Source organism: Collinsella sp. 4_8_47FAA (assembly GCF_000763055.1).
In the GTDB taxonomy this organism is placed as follows: Bacteria; Actinomycetota; Coriobacteriia; order Coriobacteriales; family Coriobacteriaceae; genus Collinsella.
In genome coordinates this window covers 595,678-618,554 of the sequence record NZ_KN214134.1, presented here as the reverse complement: position 1 = coordinate 618,554, position 22,877 = coordinate 595,678, and the positions used below count along the sequence as shown (strand labels likewise).

Genomic DNA, 22,877 nt, shown 5'->3' with positions numbered 1-22,877 from the left:
ATGACTATAAGAACGTCCCCAACGACTAGTCGATTAGGAGTATAATCATCTGCGCAAATAAGCACGAAAGAGCATATTAGAGATTGAGAGCGCATGGCTGACACCGTATCTAAGCACATTGACATGACCACCGGCTCGTTGTGGCGCAATATTCCCCTGTTCGCCTTCCCCGTGGCCGCCACGAGCATCTTGGAGCAGCTGTCGAACCTCATCGCCACGGTCATCATCGGTAACTTCTCGGGCGACCAGGGAACCCTCGCCATGGCGGCGGTTGGCTCCAATGTTCCGCTTACCAGTCTTATGCTCAACCTGTTTATTGGCATGTCGCTTGGCTCCAACGTGGTCATCGCCAACGCTATCGGCCGCAACGATCAGAACATGGTCAAACGCGCCGTCCATACCTCGATTTTAATGGCGCTCGTGGGCTTTGTCGTCATCGCACTGGGCGAGATCTTTGCCGAACCCATGCTCGCTGCGCTCAACGTTCCCGCCGAAACCATGCCGCTCGCCTCGCTCTACCTGCGCGTCTTTTTGCTCAGCCTGCCCTCGATTTTGCTCTACAACTTTGAGGCCGCGATCTTCCGCTCCGTCGGCATCACCCGCATGCCGCTGCAGGCGCTTGCCGTGTCCACCGTCCTCAACATTGGCCTGGACCTCATCTTTGTCCCCGTGCTCCACTGGGGCGTCGCGGGCGTCGCCATCGCCACCGCCATCGCCTACACCGTCAGCGCCGCTACGCTTTTTATCCGCCTGCTCAAGACCGACTCCGTCGTCCGCGTCACCCCGCGCGATTTGGCTATCGACCCCGTCGCCCTCAAGCGCATCGTCAAGATCGGCCTGCCCGCCGGCATCCAAAGCGCCGTCTTTGCCGTCGCCAACATCATCATCCAGTCTGCCATCAACAGCCTGGGCACCGAGGTCATGGCGGCATCGAGCGCCGCTATGAGCTTGGAGTACGTATGCTACAACCTGCTCAACAGCTTTAGCCAGGCTTGCACCACCTTTGTGGGACAAAACCACGGTGCCCGCCAGATCGACCGTTGCACCAAGACGCTCAAGGTCTGCCTAGTCGAAGGCGGTATCGTCGCGCTCACCACAATTATCGTTATTGTTGGCCTGGGGCGCGAGATCTTGTCGCTGTTCAACAGCGATCCCAACATCGTCTCGATCGGCTATATCCGCGTATGTTCGATCTTCCCGGCGTACGCCTTTAGCATGTTCTACGAAAACATGTCAGGCTACCTGCGCGGCTTTGGTATCTCGCTCACGCCCGCCCTCATCACCATGATCTGCGTCTGCGGCATCCGCTTCTATTGGGTTTTCTGCGTGTTCCCGCACTTCCGCACCTTTGCGAACATCATGATGGTCTACCCCATCAGCCTGGGCACCACGGCGTTCTTTATGGTCGTGGCGGTGCTACTCTGCCACCCGGCACGCACCTATCGCGCCACCAAAGCCAAAGCGACAGCCCGCTAAACACCGCACTCAACGCCACGCCAGTCATTAATTGACAATATGCGAGCTCATATAGTCGATAAAGCGCCTGGTGGCGATGGGCATGGTGTCCCAGCTGCGCCAGGCTGCCACCACGTCGCGCGAAGGAGCGTGCACGATGGGCCGCACGCGAATATCGGCCCGCACGCCCTCAACGGTACGGCGATATAGCATGCTCACGCCTAGGCCCTCCTCCACCATCGCCATGATGGTGTAGTCGTCGGTCACCTCACTCGTCACGTGCGGCGACAGTCCATGCGCCGCGAATGCATCGAGCACCAGACTCTGTTCGCCCTCATCCAGCAGCACAAACGGCTCGGACGCCAGGTCGGCGAGCGTCACCTTTTCCTTTGCCGCCAGCGAATGCGCGGCCGGCAACAATGCCACCAACTCGTCGTGATAGACCACGCGCTTCTCGAGCCCAGCGGTAAATCCGCGCGCCGTAAAGCAAAAGTCAACCACGCCATCGTGCACCCACTGGGCGTTGCGCGTGTAATCGCCCTGCTTGAGGGTAAAGTGCACACCCGGATGCAGCGCTCCAAAGTCGCGGATTACACGCGGCAGCACGGTACGACTCACGTTGGTAAACGTCGCGATGCGAATATCTGTCGACGAAAGCCCCAGCAGCTCCTGGCGCTTGCCCTCGAGCTCGGCCTCGGCGGTCACAATCTGGCGCAGGTACGGCAGATATTGTTTACCGTCGCGCGTAAGCGAAACGCCCTGCTTACCGCGCTCGATAAGTGTGGTGCCCAGCTCGCGCTCGAGCGCCTTGACGGCCTGGCTCACCGCACTTTGCGTATAGCCCAGCTCGTCCGCCGCACCCTTAAGACTGCCGCAATCGACCACCATACAAACAATCTGATACCGCGATGCCATCGTGCCTCCACATCGATGTAGACGTAAAACGTTTTGCCAGGGCTTTTCGCATCTACTTTAGCGTTTCTTAATCATACTGAAGATACATTCGCTTTACTACATCCAAATCTGGGAGCAGAATCCTTTTTACGAAACCGTTCTGTAACAAAAGGAGCCCCATGGATCGCAAAAAAGCAATCGCGCTCTCATTTTCCGTTCCCGTCGCATGGGGCTTTTCGTACCCCCTTATGAAGATCGGCATGGACAGCATGAACGCCACGAGCATCGTCGCGCTACGCTGCATCATCGCCTTTGTGGCCTGCCTGCTGCTCTTCCACAAGCGCGCGTTCCGTATCAACCGCGACCTTATGGTCCGCGCCGCCATCATCGGCGCCATCATGGCAATCGAGCTCACCTGCATGTGCTTAGGCTCTAGCCTCACCTCCGCCTCCACCGCCGGCTTTTTGCAGAGCCTGACGGTCGTGATCGTGCCGTTTGCCAATGCCGCCCTGCTGCGCCGCGCCCCCGAGCGCAAAGTGCTCGTCGGCACCGCCATCGTCACCTGCGGTATGTTGCTGCTCTCGGGCGCCGACTTCACCAGCCTGAACCCGGGCGCACTCATCATGCTGCTCTCCGCCTTTGTCTATGCCGGGCACATCATTGTCGCCAAGCGCTTTGTCGAAGAAGTCGATCCGCTTGCTCTGGGCGTTTGGCAGCTGGGCTTTGGCGGCCTGTTCTCGGGCATTGCCGCTTGCGTCTTTGGCGGCTTCACGCTTCCCAGCACGCCCAGCGAGATCGTCGTTGTCGTTGCCCTCGCACTCATCTGCTCTGCCTACGGCTTTATCACCCAGACGCTCGTGCAGCCCCACGTACCCGCCGAGACCACCGGCTTCGCCTTCTCGCTTGAGCCGGTCTGCTCCGCTGTCTTTTCGTTCTTCCTGGTCGGCGAGGTCCTGAGCCCCATCGCCTTCTTTGGCGCCGCCCTCATCCTCACCGGCGTCATGGTGGCAACCGTCGAGCTTCCGCGCCTCCGCGCACATGGACAAGCTCGCATGGCAGGAGCGCCCGAGCACGTCTCATAGATCCCACTCCTTATGCAGCCGCGACACAAAGGTCTCCGGACGCCTTTACAATAGATGCCAACAGAGCATCTGCCATAAAGGAGTCCCATGGACACCGCAACTCGCGACCGCAACATAACAACTTGGCTGGGCGATGCGCCGCAGCCGGTACGTGACACTACGAACCAGCTGCTCGAGCGCATCGCCCTTTTGCGTACCGAGCAGACCATCTACCCGGCACAAGACGACATCCTCAATGCCCTCGCTTACACGCCGGCCGACCAGGTCAAAGTTGTCATCTTGGGTCAAGACCCTTATCACGGGCCCAACCAGGCAATGGGGCTGTCGTTCTCGGTCCCCGCGACGCAAACCAAGTTGCCGCCGAGCCTGCGCAACATCTACAAGGAACTCAATGCCGATCTGGGCTGCCCCATTCCCGCCACGGGAGACCTAACCCCATGGGCACAACAGGGCATCCTACTCCTTAACACTACGCTCACCGTGCGCGAGCATGCCGCCAACTCGCACGCCAAACTGGGCTGGAGCACGCTCACCGACTACGTTATCGAACGCTGTTGCCAGCTGCCCCAGTCGGTAGTCTTTTTGGCATGGGGCCGCTTTGCCCAGCAGATGGTCGAAGGTAAGCTCGTCGCAACTGGCGCGGGCAAGGCAACCGACAAGTTCTGTCTGGCCTCCACGCACCCCTCGCCGCTTTCGGCCAACCGTGCCACGGCAGAACTCCCCGCCTTTATGGGATCACGCCCCTTCTCGGCAGCCAATCGGCTACTCGAACAGCACGGCTCGACCCCCGTCAACTGGACTTGCCTCGGCTAAAAATCGATACATCAAAAACGCGCCCGACGGCTTTCCATCGGGCGCGTTTCCTACTCGGGCCAAATAAATTGCGTGCGGCCGGCCTCGCCGCCATCGATCAACAGGCTCTGTCCGGTCATAAACCGGTTGGTCACGCCCACAAAGTAAATCCACTCGGCGATCTCTTGGGCGGTGGCCCAGCGTTTAAGCGGCGTGAGCTCCATAATCTGGTTCCACAGGTGTTCGTCTTCCATCACGCAACGGTTGAGCGGCGTGATAACGCCACCCGGGTCCACACTGTTGGCGATGGCCTGCGGCGCTAGACGGTTTGCAAGGTTCTTGGTGTAGGCGATAACGCCGCCCTTGCTGGCGGCATAGGCGGGAAACTCCGATCCCGTATGCCCACTCGCCGACCCCACATTGACCACGGATTTGATAGCCGGCGCCGGCTTGGCGGCAAGCCCCTCCCCCACAAAGGCATAGCGCTCGGTCACGTTGATGGTGCCGCACAGGTTGGCGGCGATGTCGTCGGCGGAATCCTGCGTACCGGCAACGTTCACGATTACCTGGGGTTCAAGGTCGCCTGGAAACGAGCCCGGCTCGCGGACGTCAACGACCAGATGGCGGTAGCGCTCGTGTTCGATCGCCGGCGACAGCAAATCAAAGCCTACGACCTCGTGACCCTCGTCCAAAAATCGCTGCACGCACGCGGTTCCGATACCGCCCGAAGCGCCCGTGATCAAAACCCGCATACTTGCTCCTTAGGCGGTTGCGTGGCGCTCGAGGTACTCGGAGCCCACATTCTCACGCTCCCAACCGCGCACGACCTTGTAGCCCACGGGGCTCAGGAAGACCTCGCACAGCAGCTCGGCGACAGCGCCGGTCAGCGAGCACATAAGGACCTGCACCCAGGTCCAACCAAAGAACGTATGGCTCACCACAATGGCAAAGACCAGGTTGTCGATAAACTGGCCAACACCCGTGGACACATAGGAGCGAAAGGCAAAGCTCGCAAAGTTATTCTTTTTGAGCATACGACCGAGCGACTGGTTGAGCGTGGAGTTAACCACGGCAGAGACGAGCATTGCCAGCGAAGAGCCCAGCACCACGTACCAGGTGCCGCCGATGGTGGCGTTAAGGGCGGTGTTGACCTCGATCATACCCGTGTCGTAGTAGGCGCCCCACATGCCGGGCGTGAGCGAGCATGCCCAAAAGCACAGGCTCACGGCAAGGTTGACCAGCAGCGCGAGGATAGAGATTTTGATGGATGCCTTGGCACCAAAGCGCTTGCAGATCATGTCCTGGCACAAAAACGAAACCCAGCTCACCACAAAGCCGCAATCGAGTGCCAGATACGGCAGGCTAATGAGCTCTTTGTTGGCCAGCAGGTTCATCATGATGACGCTCACGAAAAACAGCGAAACCGTTGCCGCGGGAATGCTCCGCAACAGGACCTTGTAGTCCTCCATGACCTTCTTGATCATTATGTACTCCTTTGGTTTTAGGTTTAACGAGCAGGATATCGGACCCGAACTGCTCGGACGTCTCGGTCTTGAGACGACGGTGGGTATGATAGCCGCTCACACGGCATCAGGCAAGCAAACGGCGCGGCAGCCCCGCAGGGCCACCGCGCCGATGCGTTAAAAGGCCACGTTGCCAAACTCCGACAGGATAAGGTCGGGGTTGTGGTCGGTTGCCCAATCCACGTTCCACGGGCTCGTGAACAGCAGCAGCTTGCCGCCGCGCATGTCCTCGACGCGCAGCGTGTCGCGCGTGAGCGAAAGGCCCGGGATATCGATGGTATCGGGGTCGTTCTGGATCCAGCGGATGTCCGTATAGGGCAGCGGCTGGCGACGAACCTCAACACGGTACTCGGCCTTGAGGCGGCGCTCGAGTACCTCAAACTGCAGCACGCCGACCACGCCCACGATGACGCTCTCCATGCCGGCACCCAGCTCGCGGAAAATCTGGATGGCACCCTCTTGGGCAAGCTCCTCCATACCCTTGACGAACTGCTTGCGCTTGAGCGTGTCGACCTGCGTAATGCGAGCGAACATCTCGGGGGCAAACGTCGGGATCTGCGGATACTGCACGTGGCGCTTGCCGGAGCACACGGTGTCGCCGATACTAAAGATACCCGGGTCGAACAGGCCCACGATATCGCCCGCATACGCCTCGTCCACGATGGCGCGGTCATCGGCCATCATCGACGTGCCCGTGGCAAGCTTGAGTTTGCGGTTGCCCTGCACGTGGAAGGCATCCATGCCGCGCTCGAACTTACCCGAGCAAATGCGCACAAAGGCGATGCGGTCACGGTGGTTCTTGTCCATGTTGGCCTGGATCTTAAACACAAAGCCGCTAAAGTCGTCGCGGCAGGGATCGACCGGCTCGCCGGTGAGCGTATCGGTATAGGCACGCGGCGTCGGGGCCAGGCGCAGGAACTCCTTGAGGAAGGGCTCCACGCCAAAGTTGGTGAGCGCCGAGCCAAAGAACGCCGGGCTCAGCTTGCCGCAGGCCACGGCATCCAAGTCGAGCTCGTCGCCGGCACCATCGAGCAGCTCGATATCGTCCATTAGGTTCTTATGGTTTTCCTCGCCGATAAGCTCGTCCATGGAAGGATCGCCCAGCTCGGCCTCGACCTCGGCGACCTTCTTGGTGGCGTTGGCGTGGCCGTCGCCCTCAAAGGCGATAACGCGACGGGTCTGACGATCGAACACGCCGCGGAAATTGCGGCCGCTGCCGATCGGCCAGTTCATGGGATACGTATTGATACCCAGGACGTTCTCGATCTCTTCCATGAGCTCAAACGGATCGCGAGCCTCGTGGTCGAGCTTGTTCACAAAGGTGAAGATGGGAATGTGGCGCAGCGTACAGACCTTAAAGAGCTTTTTGGTCTGGGCCTCGACGCCCTTAGCGCCGTCGATGACCATGACCGCGGCGTCAGCGGCCATAAGGGTACGGTAGGTATCCTCCGAGAAATCCTGGTGACCGGGTGTATCGAGGATGTTGACGCAGGCGCCGTTGTAGGTGAACTGCAGCACCGAGGAGGTAACGGAGATACCGCGCTCCTTCTCGATGTCCATCCAGTCCGAGACGGCATGCTTGGCCGAGCTCTTGCCCTTGACCGAGCCGGCGGTCTGAATGCTGCCGGTATAGAGCAGCAGCTTCTCGGTAAGTGTGGTCTTACCGGCGTCCGGGTGGCTGATGATCGCGAATGTGCGGCGCGACGAGATTTCATCCGACAGGCTTGCCATGCGGATCCTTTCTTGCATTGAGTGCATTACGTCGTTGTAACCGCACTATTGTAGCCGCGAAATTCCGTTTTAGAGCGCCTATCAGGACAAATTCATCAGTTGGGGCCTGGGCAACCGGCCCAATCCGTATTTACCTCTTGCATAACTGTGCATAGTGTATATATACTGTGCTTACCGGTTATATACACGTGTAGCCCAACAGCTAAGGAGCCGCTGTGGACATCATCCTATCCAATTCGAGCGACAAGCCCATCTACGAACAGATATCCTCGCAGGTCAAAGCTCAGATCCTTTCGGGCACGCTCGCTGCGGGAGCCAAACTCCCCAGCATCCGTGCGCTCGCGAGCGATCTTGGCGTGAGCGTCATCACCACCAAGCGCGCCTACGCCGACCTGGAGCAGCTCGGGTTTATCTGCACCGTGCAGGGCAAGGGCTGTTTTGTCGCCGAGGGCAACCAGGAGCTCTTGCGTGAAAACCAGCTCTGCCATATCGAAGAGCTGCTTGCGAAAGCGGCAAGCCAAGCCGAAACCCTGGGCGTCACGCGCGACAAGCTGCACGGGATGCTCGATCTCGTAGCCCCCGAAACCATGCAGTAGCCATCTGCAAGAAAGGCTATACCATGCAAAACTTGCTAGAACTCAAAGGCATCTCACGCACTGTAAGCGACCGCTTTTCGCTGCGCGGCGTCACGCTTGCCGTGGAACCCGGCCAGATCGTCGGCTTTGTTGGTGCCAACGGTGCCGGCAAAACTACGACGATTCGAGCCGCGCTCGGGCTTATCAAACTCGATGCCGGCGAGGTGTACCTGTTTGGGCAGCGCTGTGGCACCGACGCGCCCGATGGGTCGCAACGCCATCTACGCTCCCGCGTCGGTCTTGTCCTGGACACGTGCCCTTTCCCCTCCACGCTCAAGGTGGGCCAGATCGAGGCGCTCGTAGGCCCGGCGTACCCCACGTGGGACCGCGAAACGTTCGCCGGATTCATCAACCGATTTGGCCTCGATCCCAAGACAAAGGTCAAGGACCTCTCCCGCGGCATGGGTATGAAGCTGCAGCTCGCCTGCGCGCTCAGCCACAATGCCAAGCTGCTCGTTTTGGACGAAGCCACCGCGGGCCTCGATCCCATGGCACGCGAGGAACTGCTCGATGAGCTGCTTGCCTTTGTTTCCGACGGTCAGCGCAGCGTGCTGCTCTCGAGCCACATTACGTCTGACCTCGATCGCGCTGCCGACCGCGTCATCTGCATCGATAACGGCTCGATTGTGTTTGACCTGCCGCGCGAGGACATTACCGACCGCGCTGGCATCGCCCACTGCACCCAAGTGCAGGCCGCCGAGCTTATGGCTTGCGTCGAAGGCGCCCGTGCCGCCCACCACGCCTATAGCGTGGACGTGCTCGTGCCCAACCGTCGCGAAACGCTCGAGGCCTTCCCCGAGATTCCCTGCGATCGGGCAACCATTGACGACTATCTACGCCTCACGCTGAAAGGGGCTTCGAAATGAAACGCGCCTTTATGTCCGAGACCGCCATCGTTCGCACGCTCGCCCCGAGCATCGCGGGCGTCGGCCTGTTCATATTCGTCGTATTGACCCTTGCCAACGCGACAGACGGCGATTCCGGCATGAGCGCCGGCGCCTGTGCGGTCAGCGCAATGTCGCCCATCATAATCATGAACTCGCTAGCTGGCTACGATAACCAAAACGGCTGGGAACGTTATCGAGCAACGTTGCCCTTCTCGCGCAAAGACATTATTTGCGCACGCTACCTGTGCATCGTTGTCTTCTCGGTCGTCATGGCATGCGCGGCTACGCTTCTGAACATCGTCTCCTTCCCGCTCTTCAACAGCGTAGGTGTCCCGTTGACGGGACAGATCGTCTTTGAGATCGCAATAGCCCCGGCAGCATCGATGCTCATCTCCCTCATGATGGTATTCTTGACACAGCCGCTGTTCTTCCGATTTGGACACATGGAGGCGCTGCGCCTATCCCTTGGCCTGTTTGCCCTGTTTGGCTGCGGCACCATGGCAATGCTGAGTTCCTCCAACCCCATCAGCAACTGGCTCATGTCGATTGCCGGAGCGAATCCCGATCCTGCCGTTCTGGGCTGTCTGTGCGCAGGAATTGCCGTGCTGGCCCTCGCGCTATGTGTAATCAGCTGCACCGTCAGCACCAAGGTTTATCGAGTACGCGATCTGTAGCCACGCGAGCCTCAATCCACGAAGGACGCGATCGCCCCCCGCAAATCCGTGACAAATGGCATATCCCCGGCGTACGCCACCGTACTACTTGCGCAGCGGCTTGGGCAGTGGGATACCGGCGGCAATGGCTGCGGCGATGATCATGCAGACGATACCCTTGAGTGAGAAGCACATGAGCAGCAGGCCCACGACCATGACGGGCTGGCGCATGACGGCGCCCATCGTCGATGCCGTGCAGACAGCGACGCAAAAGACCGGATCGGCGCCGGTGAGGATGGCAAGGCCATAGCCCAGGCTCACACCCGAGAAGATAACCGGGAAGAAGTGGCCGCCACGCCAACCAAGGTTGATGAGGGCGGGCGTCAGCATGGCCTTAACAAGACCGGTCACAATAAGCACGCCGGCGGGAATGGTCAGATAGGTTTCCATGAGCACGTCGGCCTGCGTCTCGCCGGCAAACATGGTGAAGGGCAGAGCCGTACCGCAGGCGGCAAGTACCAGACCGGCCAGCATGGCCTTAGCGATGGGGTGCTCCCCTATTGCGTGGGCAAGCACTTCACTCGCGTGCTCAGAGACAAAGTACAGCCAGCCGCAGATTGTTCCGATCAGCGACAGAGGAATGAGCCAGGTAAGCTCCAGGTTGCCCACCTCGGCGGACTCGAACCTCGGCATACCCATGCCGCCGCCCACAAGCTGGCCAAGCAGCAGGTAGGTGCCCAGACCGCCGGCAATCGCAATGCCGTAGACCACGGTCTTTTGCGCCTTGGGCAGCTTGATGGTGACCTCGTCGGACACGGACTCATCGTCGGCGTCTTCGCCCTGTCCGTCGGCGCTACCAGCGAGCGGTGCCACAAAACCAAAGACGGGCGCGGTAAAGAGCGCCGTCAGGGCAGCCTGGGTGCCCAGCAGCGTAAGCTCCCTAAACTCGGCGCCAAAGCGACGCATGCGGTCGCCGACCCAGCTGCACAGACCAGCGATAACGCCGGTCAGGCCGGCCTCCGGTCCAATGCTTCCGCCAAACAGCAGCGGCAGCAATGCCGCGAGCGAAAGCTTGCCCAGGTTGTCGTACGGATAGCGCCCGTCTTGCTTAACCTTAGCCATCACCTGGTTGAGGTCATCGGTCTTGGTGCCCGTCATCTTTTCGTACAGGCCAATCACCAAGCCGCCCAACAGGCAAACGAAAAACGGGTACGGCAAAAAGCCAAACGGGCCGCTGGCGAGTTCGGGCGAAGAGACACCCAGCTTATGCGGGACCTCGGTCCACAAATAATCAATGCCGTGCTCCATCGCAAAGAAGAATAGCCAGACTGCGGCACCCGCGAGTGCACCGGTCACGGCAACGCTGACCAAAAACAGCGCGCGGTTTGTGGGTTTGGCAAGGTTATCCATCGGGTCCTCCCGCGGTTAAAGTCGACATAGATACGTTTTATTGTAGAGCGAGCGTTGCTCGAACGAGCCAACCATCTGCGCCGCAAACGGCACCATTGGGAGTCATGGTGGGGCAGGCTCAAGACTTATCCGTTGATAATCGAGGCAATCTCGCGCAAATCGTCGGCAAAGTAGATGCCCTGCTGACGCCGTGGGCTCGATAGCCCTTTATCAATCATGTGCCCGAGCAGCGCTTTGAGGTCGTTGTAGTAACCGTCCAGGTTGTACAGAATGCACGGCGCACTCAGATGCCCCAACGACACGGCGGACATGACCTCGGCAATCTCCTCGAGCGTGCCCGTGCCGCCCGGAAATGCGATGAACGCATCGCCGAGCTCAATCATCTTGGCTTTGCGCTCGGCCATATCACTCGTCACGATGAGGTCGTCGATACCGTCATGTTGAAACTCGGCCTCGATAAAAAAGCTCGGCTCCACACCCGTCACATGACCGCCAGCATCGAGCACGCTATCGGCGAGCGCGCCCATCAGGCCCGATTTGGACCCGCCGTATACCAGCGCGTGTCCATTGGCGCCAATCCAGTTGCCCAGCTCCTGCACCGCGGGCAGAAATGCCGGGTCATTGCCAGTGTTGGCACCCAGGTACACGGTGATGTTCATATTTGTCTCCCTGTTGTGGCGCACGACGTTCGTCTTAGCGTTGGCGTCGACGATACTCGCGCACGCGGCGCGAAAGATCGGCGAGCTCGTCGCGATCGAGCTCTTCCAAATGCTCCAGATCATCCATAAAGCGCGCCATGGTGTCCTTTTGACGCATCTTGATTAGCGTATTGCAGTAGTTCACCGCCACGCCCGTGAGCATGGCGATGTAGAAGATGCTGATAACGCTCAGGACGACGGTAATGGCACGGGCAACCGGTGTCTCGGCCGGAATGTCGCCAAAGCCGATGGTCGAGACCGTCTCAAAGCTAAACCACAGGCCATCGCCAAACGTGAGGGTCGTGGGCTCGGACAGCCAAACGGCCGTCGAGCACAGCAGATAGAAGATAAGAAACAGGCCCGTGATGCGCGCAAAGCCAGCCTGGCGCAACACGTCGGCAAGCGTCCTCAACTTGTTCATCGCGACCCCTTTTCCCAGACGCCCAATCACGTTCGCTCGGTATTGTCCCACGCCTCCCCCGCAAACGAAACTAGTCATTGGGAACTAGTCATTGGGGACGTTCTTAAATGACTAGTCAAACAAGAACGTCCCCAATGACTAGTCGTTTAAGAACGTCCCCGATGACTGCCGGGCGGGAGCGTTTAGCGGTACAGCTGCCGACTGGGCAGGCTGAGCTGGTATCCTTATGCGGTAATGTCTCGATTCGTTAGGATTGCATGTGAGAGCTGCCGTTGTCCTTCGTTCAGTTATATATCGCACCCTGGCCGTCGCGCTTGCCGCGCTTGCCGTACTGAGCACCATCATGCCCGCCCCCGCCTTTGCCGCCGACTCCGATCAGTCAGTCAAGACGGTCCGCGTTGGTTGGCTCGTCAACAACGAGGGCTTCCAGGACGGCACCCCCGGCGAGCGTCTCTCGGGATGGGGTTACGAGTACCTCCAGACCCTATCGTACTACACGCCCGGCTGGCGGTACGAATACGTCTCCGGCACCTTCACCGAGCTTATGGACATGCTCGAGGCAGGCGAGATCGACCTCATGCCCAACATCTCCTACTCCGAGGAACGCGCCCAAAAGCTGCTCTTTTCCTCGAACCCCGAGGGCACCGAGCGCTACTACATCTACGCCAAGCCCGATCGCGACGATCTGGCCAAGGGTGACCCCCAAGCGCTCCAAGGCCTCACCATCGGCTACAACCCCGACGTTATGCAAACCTTCGTTGGCCAGCAGTGGCTCACCAACGAAGGAATCACCTGCACATACAGGGAGTATGACGGAGGCTCCGTTCTCTTTGACGCGCTCGCAAACGACGAAGTCGATGCCGTCATCATGAACGACACCATTTCCTCGCCCGATGCCTCCCCCATGTTCTACGTTGGCTCGAGTGACTACTATTTTGCCGTCCCCAAAAGCCGCCCCGACCTGATGAACGACATCAATGCCGCCATGACGTCAATCGCCCGCGTCAACCCACGCTATATCGACGAAGTCAAATCTAACTACTCGGCCCAAAACAGCGGTTCATCATCGCTCAACGGCCCCGAACGTTCCTGGCTCAAGGCGAACAACAACACCATCACGCTCGGCTACATTACGGGCAAACTCCCCTACTGCAACGAAGACGAAGGCAGCAAAATAGAAGGCTCGCTCGCATCGCTTGCGACGACGCTGCACGATAAATTTGGCATTACGGTCAAAACCGTCGCCTTTGATAGCTACAAGATGATGTCAAAGGCCCTGTCAAAGGAAAGCATAGACGTTGCGCTGCCGGTATACCGAGATTACTGGTTTGCCGAGCAAACAGGCGTTGTGCAGTCGATATCGTTGGGGACCATATCCCTCACCGCCATCCACACCGGCAGCAACCTAAACAAAGACCTTCAGAACATCGCCTGTACCAAATCATCGTTTGTCAACAAAAATGCACTTGAAAGTCTGTTCCCCGCAGCGACCGTAACCGAATACCAATCCGACGATGAAGCGTTCGACGCCCTCAGGAAGGGAACGGCGCACTGCATCGTCGCTCCTAGTTCACGCGTAAAAACCATCGGTGACCGTTACGATCTCGAGGACTGCGAGACGACCGAGCTTCCTGACACCTGTGAGCTCTCCGTGCTGGATTTCGCGCGGAAAACCCGAGCTGTTGGGAATCATCAACAAGGGCATCATCAATGCCGGAGAATCGCTCTCCGCAAGCAATTTCTCCTCCACGTCGTACACGGCCCAGGAATCCAACACGCTTCAATTCCTTTATCGCAACCGCACCGCCATTGCAGCTACCCTCATCGGTATGTTGTCGGTCGGCATCGTCCTGCTCATCTGGGCGCTCGTGCGCGCTCGAACCGAGCGCAAAAAAGCCGATGCTGCCAACGCCGCTAAGACGGCATTCCTCACGCGCATGAGCCACGACATCCGTACGCCGCTCAACGGTATCCTGGGCCTTATCGAGATCGAGGAATTGAAGGAAGGCGACATGCAAGTCGCCCGCGAGAGCCGTGCCAAGGCGCGCGTTGCCGCCAATCACCTGCTCTCGCTGATCAACGACATCCTCGAGATGGGCAAAATCGAAGACCGCAAGCTAACACTGGAGCATGCGCCTTTTAACCTCAAAGAGCTCTGCGACGACACACTGGTGCTGTGCAAGCTCCGCGCGTCCAGTAACGGCATCACAATGCAGGACAATAGTCTGCCGTACGCCACGGGGCCATACATGATCGGCAGTCCCACCCATATCCGACAGATCATGATCAACCTGTTAGACAACAGCATTAAGTACAACAAGCGCGGCGGCTCCGTCACCTTTAGCTCAAAGGCCAAGCCACTCGATAACGGGCGCGCTCTCTTTTGCTTTAGCGTTTCGGACACCGGCATTGGTATGACTCCCAAGTTATTAAAGCATATCTATGAGCCGTTTGCCCAAGAAGGTGACGATGCGCGCAGCAAGTTCCAAGGAACCGGCATGGGCATGCCAATCGTCAAGTCGCTTATTGAACTGATGGGCGGCACCATCGAAGTCACCAGCGAGCTCCATGTGGGCACCACGTTCTACGTGGAAATTCCGCTCGATATCGACAAGAACCCCCAGGCGCGGACGGATACGGTCGAGAAGGCGCTCGACTGCTCGCTTGCCAACATGAACGTGCTGCTCGCCGAAGACAACGAATTGAATGCCGAGATTGCCCAGGCGCTGTTAGAATCCGAGGGCGTCGTGGTCACCCGCGCCGCCAACGGCAACGAAGTCGTCGATCTGTACCTATCGCATCCCGCCGGCAGCTTCGACGCGATCCTGATGGACATTATGATGCCGGACATGGACGGCTACGAGGCAACCCGCGCGATTCGTCTGAGCGAGAAGGTCGATGCAGCCGATATCCCCATCATCGCGCTCACCGCCAACGCCTTTGCCGAAGACGCCCAGGCGGCACACGATGCCGGCATGAACGCTCATCTGTCCAAACCGCTCGACTTTAACAAGCTCAAAAACATACTCGCCCGCATCAAGAAAAACGGATCCGTTTCGCTATAGTTTGTGCTCAACCACCACGCACGACCAGAAAGGAAGCCAACGATGTTTAGGCCCTTACGTCGAAAGAAACGCGCCATCACCGACGAGGAAGCGCGCGAACTGCTCGCTACCTGCAAGCGCGGCGTCTTTGCCGTCAACGGCGACGACGGCTACCCGTACGCCATTCCCGTCAACTACTTCTTTGACACCGAGCACGACAAGATTTATTTCCATGGCGCCAAAGCTGGCCACAAGGTCGACGCACTCAAGCGCGATGACAAGGTCTGCTTTACCGTTTACGGCAACGAGTGGTACCAGGACGGTGACTGGGCTCCCTACGTTATGAGTACCGTGGTCTTTGGCCGCTGTCGCCTGGCGAATGACACCCCCGCGTTTATCGAAGACAAAGTCCGCCAGCTCGCCCTTAAGTACTACCCTTCCGCCGAGGAAGTCGAAGAGGAAATCGCCAAAGACATCAAGGGCGTCCAGCTCTACGAGATTACGATCGAGCATCTCTGCGGTAAGCAGATTCAGGAAAAGTAAGTCCCTCAGCAGGCCTCATCAATAGCAATATGGCCCGGGTCCAACCAACATTGGAACCGGGCCATATGCTTATAAAGCGTCGGCAGCTATGTGTGCAAGCGCCTCAACAAGTTCCTGCGAGCTCACGGGTTTACTCAGGTGCGCGTCCATGCCCGCCTCACGCGAAAGCCTGCGGTCGTCGGCAAAGGCGTTGGCACTCACAGCGATAATCGGCGTAGTCGCGGCATCCTCGCGATCGAGTGCTCGAATTCGACGCGTGGCCTCAAGGCCATCGATACCGGGCATCATGATGTCCATCAACACCACGTCGTACTCGTACGGCGCGCTCGCGGCAAACATCTCGACGGCAGACTCGCCATCCTTAGCATGCGTCACGACGGCACCGGCACGGCTGAGCGTAAACTGCGCGATCTCGGCATTCAGATCGTTATCCTCTACGAGCAAAACGCGCAGGCCCTGGAGCGCATCGCCGTCGCCCGCATCTACGCGAACTGCCTGAGGAATCTCGGAGCGGTCGCACTTCTCGAACGGCAGGCGGATGGTAAACGTCGTCCCCTGCCCCAAGACACTCGTAAAGCTCATGGTTCCGCCCATAAGCTCGACCAACTGTTTTGCGATAGGCGCGCCCAGGCCAGTTCCCGATGAAGCGCCTTCCACCTGTTGTTCCTCGCGGCAAAAAGGCTCGTAGAGGTGCTGTTGGAACTCCTCGCTCATGCCAATACCGTTGTCGGCGACCGTGTATTCATAGACGGGGACGCCATCCGCTGGCTCCACCTCGCGGCACACCAGGCGAACATAGCCGCCCTGGCGGTTGTACTTGACGGCATTGCCGGCAATATTGAGCAACAAGCGCTTAAGGTGCGTCACGCTCACCCGTGCATAGGGATGATCAAGCGTCTGCTGGTCGCAGATAATTGTCACCAGACGCTCCTCGGCCTGGCGCTCCAGAATATCGCGCACCTCGTGGTTGAGGGTCGCCAAGTTTGTGGGAACAAGCTCCAGATCGACCTGCCCGCTCTCCAAGCGACTCATATCCAGGGCCTCGTTGGCAAGGTCGAGCAGCAGTCCCGATGCCGTCCAGATCTTTGAGCGGCACTCGGTCTGCTTTTGCAGATCGTCCGCATTGGCATCGCCGACCTCGACCATGCCGCGAATGCCGTTGATGGGCGTGCGCAGGTCGTGGCTCATGCGGCGCAAAAACTCCGTCTTTGCCGAGTTGGCAGACGAGGCCTCACGCGCTGCCTTTGCCAGCTTGTCGCCATAGTCGCGTTCCTGCTGCAGCAAGTCCGTCAAACGTCGACGATCGGCGCGGCGACGCACCATCACAACAGTGGCTACAACACCGCTGTAGAGCACCAGCACGCCGGCGGCAACAGCCGCGGCGACCTCAAAGTAGCGCTGCGCCGAGGCATAGGTGTACACATAGAATTTGTGCGCTTTTCCAAATGTGCCCAAATACCACTCGCCGTCGGCGTTAACCAATCTGACCTTACCAGCCAGGCATCGATCCTTAATACCGTCGACAATGAAGACGTCCGTCGCAGGCAGATCGAATACGCCCAATACAGTGGGTTCAACGGCATTGGTCGCAACGACCTTGCCGTCGCTTTCGATCACGATATTGCCGCTATCGATGGTTTCATAGCCTTCGAGCAAACTCTGCAGTTTGAGTGTATTGCTTGCAACCGCCTTCGCGCTCTGATGCCTTACCGCGATAACGATGCCCTCGCCATCCTGCCGAGTCACGCAGCCAATGTCTGCGACCGAATCATCCGCAAGCGTGATGCGGGCGGTATAGGACTTAAGCGGATGAGTTGCCACCTCAAGCACGGGTGATTCTTTGAGATACGTAGCGAGCGACCCGTAGTCCACATCGCCCGTCGAGGACTCGGACACCAAATTGCCCGATGCGTCCGTCACGATCAGCGCGCTCACGTTGAACTGGTCGGCATATTGCTCCAGAATGGCGTTATCCACCGAACCGTCGCGCTCCATATCGCGAGCCGCCTCTCCGGCAATCTCCATAACGCGAATCAGGTTTTTGGTCGTATAGGCGCTGTTGAATGCATCGTAGGAAAGGCTCTGCGTCGCCACGTAATCGACAACGTCGGCAAAGCGCTGCTCGGCTTGGGCCGTCATGTAACCGTAGCTCATCATGCCGGCAGCAACCGAGAGCGCTATCCCCAGCAGAGCGACAAGGAGCCATGCCCCTGCCGAACGATTGCCCCGCTCCTGAGCAGCGTGGTCGGGCGCATCGATCATGACAGGCCCTCCATATTCAAAAATGGCGAAGGGTCATCGAAGTACTTTGACACCAGGCGTTCCATGGTGCCATCGGCAAGCATTTCTTGGTAGGCATGAGTGAGCTTGACGTCGATGCCACGCGTATCGTTGATATCGAAAGCGGTGCCCAAACCGACCTCTAGCAGCGGCTCATCCAAAATGCGATATGTCACACCATAGTCTTTTTCGTAGGTGAGGAACGAGGACTCATGCGCGGCGATAGCGTCGACCAGGCCCTCGACGAGCGCCGGGTTCAGGTATGAACGGTCCGAAAAGCAGTAGAGTTCCTTGATCTGCGGAACGCTTTCATTTGTGCGATTGAGCAAAATGCCCTCGGGCTTGGTGGTGGACTGAAACGCCACGATCTTATCCTCAAGATCGGCAAGCGTGTAGATATCGCTCTGGGGATCGACCGCGACCACCTGGCGGCTCGCAAGGTACGGGCCGGCCCAACGATATTCGTTTTCGCGACCCGTCATACTAAAGCTGCCCATGACACAATCGAGTTCGCCGCTCGCCAGCAGCTCCTTCTTCTTTCCCCAGTCGATCAGCTGGTATTTTGGCTTGTAACCAATGCGAGCCAAAGCCTCGGTCAATATCTCGACATCCAGGCCAACGATATCGCCGTACTCGTCGGTATACACAAACGGTGGATAGAGGTCGCTTCCGACGTTGAGCGTCTTAAGGTCGTCGTCTTTGACTTGCGAGGCGTCCAGACCTTCTAATGCAGACGTCGAGGCTCCGTCATTCGACCCGGAGCAGCCAGCTATCGCTACGACAAGGGCGCTCGCTACTGCAAGCACAACAAGCAACGATATGGCAACCGAGCGGCGAGGTCTTTTCATCGAGCTCCATACGATCCTGTTTACAGACTGAAATGGCTAAAGATAATAGCAAACAAAACCACACGAGCACCCAATTGTTACAGATGCTTTACCATGCGGGGCCTTCCAGCCAACTTGGCAGAAGGCCCCGCATGCAGTGCTCACTTACCGTGCATTAAAAACGTAGCGGTCCAGGCGGTCGCACGCTTCCTTTACGCGCGAAAGCGGCAGCGCCAGATTCACGCGAATGTGGCAGGGCCCGTGGAACGGGCGGCCGTCCTGATATCCCACGCCCACGCGCGCCCCCTCGTCGAGCAGCCACTGAATATCGCGGCCGTGTTCGCGGCACCACTCGGTGCAGTCCAGAAACACCATGTACGTGCCCTGCGGACGCGAATAGGACACGCCCTCAAAATGCTCGTCCACGTAATTGCAGAAGTACTCGATATTACCGGCAAGCACCTGGTTGAGCTCGTCCGCCCACTCGTAGCCTTGCGGCTGGTAGGCACCGATAAGCGCATGCATGGAGAGGACATTCATTTCGTTGTAGTGGGTCTTGTTGGACACGGCGCACACGCGGTCGCGCAGCGTCTCGTTATAGATGATGTGGTAGCTGCCGACCAGGCCCGCCAGGTTGAACGTCTTGCTGGGCGCGTAGAGGGCAACCGTGCGCATGCGGGCATCCTCGCTCATCGACTGCGTCGGGATGTGCTTGTGCCCCGGCAGGATGATATCGGACCAAATCTCGTCCGAGATCACCACGCAATCTTGCTGGCGATAGATGTCCATGGCGCGCTCGATCTCGTCACGCTCCCATACGCGGCCGCAGGGATTGTGCGGCGAGCAGAACACCGCGGCATGGATGTGGTTTTGGGCGAGCTTGTGCTCCATGTCCTCAAAGTCCATACGCCACACGCCCTGGTCGTCGAGCTTAAGCGGGCTGTGGACAATACGATAGCCCGCGGCCTCAATGGACTTGGTAAAGCCAATGTAGGTGGGGCTGTGAACCAGCACCGCATCGCCCGGCTGGACATACGCGCGCAACGTCGACACGACGCCGCCCAGCACGCCATTTTCGTAGCCGATATGTTCAGGGCTCAAACCTTCGACGCCATTGCGGCGATTCTGCCATTCGATGATGCGATCGAAGTACTCAGCGCGCGGGTTAAAGTAGCCAAACATGGGGTGCTGGGCACGCTGAATGATGTGTTCCTGGACCGTGGGCACCGTGGCAAAATTCATGTCGGCCACCCACATGGGGATGCGGTCGAAGCCCTCGTCGGGTGCGTTCGGAGCCATACCGGGGATCTCGCCCCAAGAGTCAACGGCGATGGAGTCCATGCCGTGGCGGTCGATGATTGAAGTGAAGTCGTATTTCATGCTGGACCCCCGTGCAAAGTAGACTGTTTCGATAGGCGCTATTGTCCACCAGCACGGGCGGTTTTGGCGCGGGGTTTGGCGCTTAATTTGACGGGTGCGGGCGAATGGCTGGTTAGTCTCGCGCGTCGTTGACGGCGACTACGGTTAGCTGGGTTTCATCGACCGTAAACGATATGTCGAGCCCGGCGTAAGCCAAGTGGTAAATGCGGTTTGGCTCGTGCTTGCTGCCTGCGCGGCGTGGGTCTTGGCGAAGGACTTCGACCAAGCCGGGGAGCTTTGCGGGCGGGACCATATCCTGTAGCGCTTGCGGAAACTCAACATCGAGCTCTTGCCACGGAGCATCCTCGATCCAGCCTCCGGTCGCATCCGGGTGGCAGTCCGCAAACGGAATGTAGGGCTTGATGTCGTAGATGGGCGTGCCGTCGCGCAGATCGGCCCCCAGCACATGGATGATGGGGCCGTCGTCGGTAAGCTCGACGCGATCGAGCTTGACGCAGGTAAGCCCAATGGGATTAGGGCGAAACGGACTGCGCGTGGCAAACACGCCCACACGTTCGGCTCCACCCAGACGCGGCGGACGCACGGTTTTCGACCATTTTGCGTTGGTGCCGGACCTGTCCTGCGACTTGGCATCGGCAGCAATGTCCTCAGCCGTGCCGCCGGGCGTTCCGTTTTCGAAGCGCCACAGCAGCCATAGGTAAGAGAAGGAGTCCAGACCCTCAACCGCTGCATTGGAGGCAAATTCCGGCTCAAAAACGATGCGTCCCTGCAGATGGGGCGCCAAAAAGCTGTTGCGCGGAATGCCGAACTTCTGCGGCAGGTCGGTATGTATGTGTGCGATAGGTTCCATGCCGGTCATTGTACGGCATGGAGGCGTGGGGCATTGCGCGCAATTCTTCGCCACGGTCCCCCGTCGTGCAACCAACGGTTGCTTGGAAGGGTGCCTGCCGCCGCGTATGCTTAAGCCATCAACCAGCAGAAAGGAGCCGCTATGGCCTTTGCAGAAAAGCTCATCGCTGTCCGTCGCGTCCATCACCTTACCCAGGAGCAGCTCGCCGCCAAGCTCTTCGTCACGCGCCAAGCCGTCAGCCGTTGGGAACGCGGCGAGGTCACACCGGGCATCGACATGATGAAGCTCATTGCCGCTGTGACCGGCGAGCCCCTGTCTCACCTGCTCGAAATGCCCGAGCACTATTGCCAGAGCTGCGGCATGATACTCACGCCCGGCGACTGCGGCACCGATGCCACGGGCGCCACGACCGAACATTACTGCAAGTGGTGCTACGACCACGGCCAGTACACCTACGACACCACGATGGAGGCAATGATCGAGGACTGTGCCCCACGGCTAGCACAAAACACAGGTATGTCGCTCGACGAAGCCGTCTCGCTCATGGGCGCCGTCCTGCCGCAACTGGAGCGCTGGCGCACCGTGCAGGAAAACGAGGAACGCTACGGCGCCGAGGCTCGGGCTCGCTATGGCAATGAGGCTATCGATGCAGCAAACGAAACGTTACTGGATATGGATCCTCAGACATGGAACGACATGAAGGAACTTGAACGCGCCATTTTGGGCCAGCTCTCGATTGCCATGGGCATTGGCGACCCAGAGAGTAACGAGGCCCGCAAACTTGTCGCAATGCACCGTCGATGGATTGGCCTTAATTGGGGACACGAGCCCCAGAACGAGGCGTACCTGAGCCTCGCCCACGGCTATCTTGCCGACCGGCGCTTTGTTGACTACTACGACAAGCCCTGCGGCACCGGAGCCACGGCGTTTCTGATCCAGGCCATCGAGTCGTCGTTGACGCGTGCATAGACCGCGGCTGCTTTGGGTATTTCAATCGAAACCTCAACCGATTGGAGACCTATGGCTACTGATCACGAGCTCGTGCTCTACGTTATGACCGGCTGCCCGTACTGCATAAAGGTCAAGCGCTTTTTGGCCGATAACGGCGCGACCATTCCTGAGCGCAATATCTCGACCGATTCCGATGCCGAGCAAACGCTTATCGCCGTCGGCGGAAAACGCCAGGTTCCCTGCCTGTTCATCGACGGCAAGCCACTCTACGAGTCGAGCGACATCATCGCGTGGGTGCAGGAAAACCTGCTCTAGTACGCACGCTCTGTCCGTCCAGGGCCCCAACCCATACGACCCAAACATGTACACCAGCATCCAAAGTCGACATTTTTCGACATCTTTGGGGTGGCGCGCGCAGACGTGGTGTAAGAGCGTCCTGAGGTCCGTCGCTGCAAGTCCCGATGTTACTCCTTCTTGAGACCGCGCCTCTCGACTATCTCGTCCACTATCTCCCTGGCGCGCCGCCCGAGCGCGCGGCGCCTCCCCTCTGTCGGGGCCGGCCTGTCCGCGGGCTCGGCGAAGCCCTCGGCGGCCGAGGCCTCGGAGAACACGCGCTGCTGGGACCACTGCCCCTCGGTCTCCATGAGGCTCGCGCACGTCAGGCGCAGCATCGACTCCCTCGAGGGGAAGGACTGCACGACCCTGTAGCGGCGCTTGATCTCGCGGTTGGCGCGCTCCTGGACGTTGTTGGTGCGGAGCTTGGCCCAGTGCGCCCTGGGGAAGGCCGTGAACGCCAGCGCGGAGTCCTCGGCCTGCTCGAA

General features: G+C 59.1%; 23 protein-coding genes. 11 read left to right on the top strand and 12 right to left on the bottom strand.

Going from position 1 to position 22,877, the window contains the following annotated elements:
• Positions 1-93 precede the first annotated feature (93 nt).
• Positions 94-1,476 carry an MATE family efflux transporter gene (locus HMPREF9463_RS02815; RefSeq protein WP_035136987.1) on the top strand — a complete coding sequence of 461 codons (1,383 nt, stop codon included), beginning with the start codon at positions 94-96 and terminating at the stop codon, positions 1,474-1,476.
• A gap of 27 nt (positions 1,477-1,503) precedes the next feature.
• Here the strand turns inward: HMPREF9463_RS02815 and HMPREF9463_RS02810 are convergent, their stop codons facing one another.
• Positions 1,504-2,370, bottom strand: coding sequence for a LysR family transcriptional regulator (locus HMPREF9463_RS02810; RefSeq protein ID WP_035136986.1), 867 nt, complete (start codon positions 2,368-2,370; stop codon positions 1,504-1,506).
• A gap of 158 nt (positions 2,371-2,528) precedes the next feature.
• Here HMPREF9463_RS02810 and HMPREF9463_RS02805 point away from each other — a divergent pair, with 158 nt between their 5' ends.
• A complete protein-coding gene (locus HMPREF9463_RS02805) occupies positions 2,529-3,431 on the top strand; it encodes a DMT family transporter (RefSeq protein WP_052044029.1) in 903 nt (300 codons plus the stop codon).
• An 87-nt stretch (positions 3,432-3,518) separates the two neighbouring features.
• On the top strand, positions 3,519-4,244 hold the full coding sequence (locus HMPREF9463_RS02800) for a uracil-DNA glycosylase (RefSeq protein ID WP_052044028.1): 726 nt from the start codon (positions 3,519-3,521) through the stop codon (positions 4,242-4,244).
• 50 nt (positions 4,245-4,294) lie between these two features.
• Here HMPREF9463_RS02800 and HMPREF9463_RS02795 read toward each other — a convergent pair whose 3' ends face one another.
• The 3 genes from HMPREF9463_RS02795 to HMPREF9463_RS02785 all read right to left on the bottom strand — a co-directional run bounded on the left by HMPREF9463_RS02795 (position 4,295) and on the right by HMPREF9463_RS02785 (position 7,477).
• Complete coding sequence (locus HMPREF9463_RS02795; RefSeq protein WP_035136984.1) at positions 4,295-4,975, bottom strand: SDR family NAD(P)-dependent oxidoreductase; 681 nt, start codon at positions 4,973-4,975, stop codon at positions 4,295-4,297.
• 9 nt (positions 4,976-4,984) lie between these two features.
• Positions 4,985-5,707: a VUT family protein gene (locus HMPREF9463_RS02790; RefSeq protein ID WP_022093974.1), complete on the bottom strand. Its 723-nt coding sequence runs from the start codon at positions 5,705-5,707 to the stop codon at positions 4,985-4,987.
• A gap of 156 nt (positions 5,708-5,863) precedes the next feature.
• Complete coding sequence (locus tag HMPREF9463_RS02785) at positions 5,864-7,477, bottom strand: peptide chain release factor 3 (RefSeq protein ID WP_035136982.1); 1,614 nt, start codon at positions 7,475-7,477, stop codon at positions 5,864-5,866.
• Between the two features lie 215 nt (positions 7,478-7,692).
• On the opposite strand from HMPREF9463_RS02785, the gene HMPREF9463_RS02780 reads away from it, so the two are divergent.
• From HMPREF9463_RS02780 to HMPREF9463_RS02770, 3 genes are read left to right on the top strand one after another with little or no spacing between them, the layout of a single operon-like run.
• The gene (locus HMPREF9463_RS02780; protein ID WP_035136981.1) at positions 7,693-8,073 is read left to right on the top strand and encodes a GntR family transcriptional regulator; all 381 of its coding nucleotides are present in this window, start codon (positions 7,693-7,695) and stop codon (positions 8,071-8,073) included.
• A 23-nt stretch (positions 8,074-8,096) separates the two neighbouring features.
• On the top strand, positions 8,097-8,978 hold the full coding sequence (locus tag HMPREF9463_RS02775) for an ABC transporter ATP-binding protein (protein WP_035136980.1): 882 nt from the start codon (positions 8,097-8,099) through the stop codon (positions 8,976-8,978).
• Entirely contained in the window at positions 8,975-9,673 is a 699-nt protein-coding gene (locus tag HMPREF9463_RS02770; protein WP_035136979.1) for an ABC-2 transporter permease, read from the top strand. Before HMPREF9463_RS02775 ends, HMPREF9463_RS02770 begins: the two co-directional genes overlap by 4 nt.
• Before the next feature lie 84 nt (positions 9,674-9,757).
• Here the strand turns inward: HMPREF9463_RS02770 and HMPREF9463_RS02765 are convergent, their stop codons facing one another.
• The 3 genes from HMPREF9463_RS02765 to HMPREF9463_RS02755 form a co-directional block, all read right to left on the bottom strand.
• Positions 9,758-11,062 (bottom strand): chloride channel protein, encoded by a 1,305-nt coding sequence (locus HMPREF9463_RS02765; RefSeq protein ID WP_035136978.1) that lies wholly within the window; start codon positions 11,060-11,062, stop codon positions 9,758-9,760.
• 125 nt (positions 11,063-11,187) lie between these two features.
• Positions 11,188-11,721, bottom strand: coding sequence for an LOG family protein (locus tag HMPREF9463_RS02760; protein ID WP_035136977.1), 534 nt, complete (start codon positions 11,719-11,721; stop codon positions 11,188-11,190).
• Between the two features lie 34 nt (positions 11,722-11,755).
• Complete coding sequence (locus HMPREF9463_RS02755) at positions 11,756-12,181, bottom strand: potassium channel family protein (protein WP_035136976.1); 426 nt, start codon at positions 12,179-12,181, stop codon at positions 11,756-11,758.
• Between the two features lie 259 nt (positions 12,182-12,440).
• Between HMPREF9463_RS02755 and HMPREF9463_RS02750 the strand changes: the two genes are divergently transcribed.
• From HMPREF9463_RS02750 to HMPREF9463_RS02740, 3 genes are read left to right on the top strand one after another with little or no spacing between them, the layout of a single operon-like run.
• A complete protein-coding gene (locus tag HMPREF9463_RS02750; RefSeq protein ID WP_035136975.1) occupies positions 12,441-14,099 on the top strand; it encodes a transporter substrate-binding domain-containing protein in 1,659 nt (552 codons plus the stop codon).
• On the top strand, positions 14,011-15,246 hold the full coding sequence (locus HMPREF9463_RS02745) for an ATP-binding protein (protein WP_052044027.1): 1,236 nt from the start codon (positions 14,011-14,013) through the stop codon (positions 15,244-15,246). The genes HMPREF9463_RS02750 and HMPREF9463_RS02745 overlap by 89 nt, the downstream gene beginning before the upstream one ends.
• A 42-nt stretch (positions 15,247-15,288) precedes the next feature.
• The gene (locus tag HMPREF9463_RS02740; RefSeq protein WP_035136974.1) at positions 15,289-15,768 is read left to right on the top strand and encodes a pyridoxamine 5'-phosphate oxidase family protein; all 480 of its coding nucleotides are present in this window, start codon (positions 15,289-15,291) and stop codon (positions 15,766-15,768) included.
• A 69-nt stretch (positions 15,769-15,837) separates the two neighbouring features.
• Here HMPREF9463_RS02740 and HMPREF9463_RS02735 read toward each other — a convergent pair whose 3' ends face one another.
• The 4 genes from HMPREF9463_RS02735 to HMPREF9463_RS02720 all read right to left on the bottom strand — a co-directional run bounded on the left by HMPREF9463_RS02735 (position 15,838) and on the right by HMPREF9463_RS02720 (position 21,105).
• Positions 15,838-18,030 carry a hybrid sensor histidine kinase/response regulator gene (locus HMPREF9463_RS02735; RefSeq protein WP_052044026.1) on the bottom strand — a complete coding sequence of 731 codons (2,193 nt, stop codon included), beginning with the start codon at positions 18,028-18,030 and terminating at the stop codon, positions 15,838-15,840.
• Entirely contained in the window at positions 18,027-18,896 is an 870-nt protein-coding gene (locus HMPREF9463_RS02730; protein WP_035136973.1) for a substrate-binding periplasmic protein, read from the bottom strand. Before HMPREF9463_RS02730 ends, HMPREF9463_RS02735 begins: the two co-directional genes overlap by 4 nt.
• Positions 18,897-19,040: 144 nt before the next feature.
• A complete protein-coding gene (locus HMPREF9463_RS02725) occupies positions 19,041-20,255 on the bottom strand; it encodes a MalY/PatB family protein (protein WP_035136972.1) in 1,215 nt (404 codons plus the stop codon).
• Positions 20,256-20,367: 112 nt separating this feature from the next.
• Positions 20,368-21,105, bottom strand: coding sequence for an SAM-dependent methyltransferase (locus tag HMPREF9463_RS02720; RefSeq protein WP_232219731.1), 738 nt, complete (start codon positions 21,103-21,105; stop codon positions 20,368-20,370).
• 141 nt (positions 21,106-21,246) lie between these two features.
• On the opposite strand from HMPREF9463_RS02720, the gene HMPREF9463_RS10680 reads away from it, so the two are divergent.
• A complete protein-coding gene (locus HMPREF9463_RS10680; RefSeq protein WP_084591750.1) occupies positions 21,247-22,074 on the top strand; it encodes a TipAS antibiotic-recognition domain-containing protein in 828 nt (275 codons plus the stop codon).
• A 51-nt stretch (positions 22,075-22,125) separates the two neighbouring features.
• Positions 22,126-22,371 (top strand): glutaredoxin family protein, encoded by a 246-nt coding sequence (locus tag HMPREF9463_RS02710; protein WP_035136969.1) that lies wholly within the window; start codon positions 22,126-22,128, stop codon positions 22,369-22,371.
• Between the two features lie 149 nt (positions 22,372-22,520).
• Here HMPREF9463_RS02710 and HMPREF9463_RS02705 read toward each other — a convergent pair.
• On the bottom strand, positions 22,521-22,877 hold a 357-nt coding region (locus HMPREF9463_RS02705; RefSeq protein ID WP_035136967.1), incomplete at its 5' end, for an IS256 family transposase.

Bases quoted from the DNA above. Each gene is read 5' to 3' on its own strand.
- HMPREF9463_RS02735 (WP_052044026.1), bottom strand. From the start codon at position 18,030: ATGATCGATGCGCCCGACCACGCTGCTCAGGAGCGGGGCAATCGTTCG.
- HMPREF9463_RS02805 (WP_052044029.1), top strand. From the start codon at position 2,529: ATGGATCGCAAAAAAGCAATCGCGCTCTCATTTTCCGTTCCCGTCGCA.
- HMPREF9463_RS02710 (WP_035136969.1), top strand. From the start codon at position 22,126: ATGGCTACTGATCACGAGCTCGTGCTCTACGTTATGACCGGCTGCCCG.
- HMPREF9463_RS02815 (WP_035136987.1), top strand. From the start codon at position 94: ATGGCTGACACCGTATCTAAGCACATTGACATGACCACCGGCTCGTTG.
- HMPREF9463_RS02770 (WP_035136979.1), top strand. From the start codon at position 8,975: ATGAAACGCGCCTTTATGTCCGAGACCGCCATCGTTCGCACGCTCGCC.
- HMPREF9463_RS02785 (WP_035136982.1), bottom strand. From the start codon at position 7,477: ATGGCAAGCCTGTCGGATGAAATCTCGTCGCGCCGCACATTCGCGATC.
- HMPREF9463_RS02810 (WP_035136986.1), bottom strand. From the start codon at position 2,370: ATGGCATCGCGGTATCAGATTGTTTGTATGGTGGTCGATTGCGGCAGT.
- HMPREF9463_RS02790 (WP_022093974.1), bottom strand. From the start codon at position 5,707: ATGATCAAGAAGGTCATGGAGGACTACAAGGTCCTGTTGCGGAGCATT.
- HMPREF9463_RS02765 (WP_035136978.1), bottom strand. From the start codon at position 11,062: ATGGATAACCTTGCCAAACCCACAAACCGCGCGCTGTTTTTGGTCAGC.
- HMPREF9463_RS02720 (WP_232219731.1), bottom strand. From the start codon at position 21,105: ATGGAACCTATCGCACACATACATACCGACCTGCCGCAGAAGTTCGGC.
- HMPREF9463_RS02755 (WP_035136976.1), bottom strand. From the start codon at position 12,181: ATGAACAAGTTGAGGACGCTTGCCGACGTGTTGCGCCAGGCTGGCTTT.
- HMPREF9463_RS02745 (WP_052044027.1), top strand. From the start codon at position 14,011: ATGTTGTCGGTCGGCATCGTCCTGCTCATCTGGGCGCTCGTGCGCGCT.
- HMPREF9463_RS02775 (WP_035136980.1), top strand. From the start codon at position 8,097: ATGCAAAACTTGCTAGAACTCAAAGGCATCTCACGCACTGTAAGCGAC.
- HMPREF9463_RS02760 (WP_035136977.1), bottom strand. From the start codon at position 11,721: ATGAACATCACCGTGTACCTGGGTGCCAACACTGGCAATGACCCGGCA.
- HMPREF9463_RS02740 (WP_035136974.1), top strand. From the start codon at position 15,289: ATGTTTAGGCCCTTACGTCGAAAGAAACGCGCCATCACCGACGAGGAA.
- HMPREF9463_RS10680 (WP_084591750.1), top strand. From the start codon at position 21,247: ATGGCCTTTGCAGAAAAGCTCATCGCTGTCCGTCGCGTCCATCACCTT.
- HMPREF9463_RS02730 (WP_035136973.1), bottom strand. From the start codon at position 18,896: ATGAAAAGACCTCGCCGCTCGGTTGCCATATCGTTGCTTGTTGTGCTT.
- HMPREF9463_RS02725 (WP_035136972.1), bottom strand. From the start codon at position 20,255: ATGAAATACGACTTCACTTCAATCATCGACCGCCACGGCATGGACTCC.
- HMPREF9463_RS02800 (WP_052044028.1), top strand. From the start codon at position 3,519: ATGGACACCGCAACTCGCGACCGCAACATAACAACTTGGCTGGGCGAT.
- HMPREF9463_RS02795 (WP_035136984.1), bottom strand. From the start codon at position 4,975: ATGCGGGTTTTGATCACGGGCGCTTCGGGCGGTATCGGAACCGCGTGC.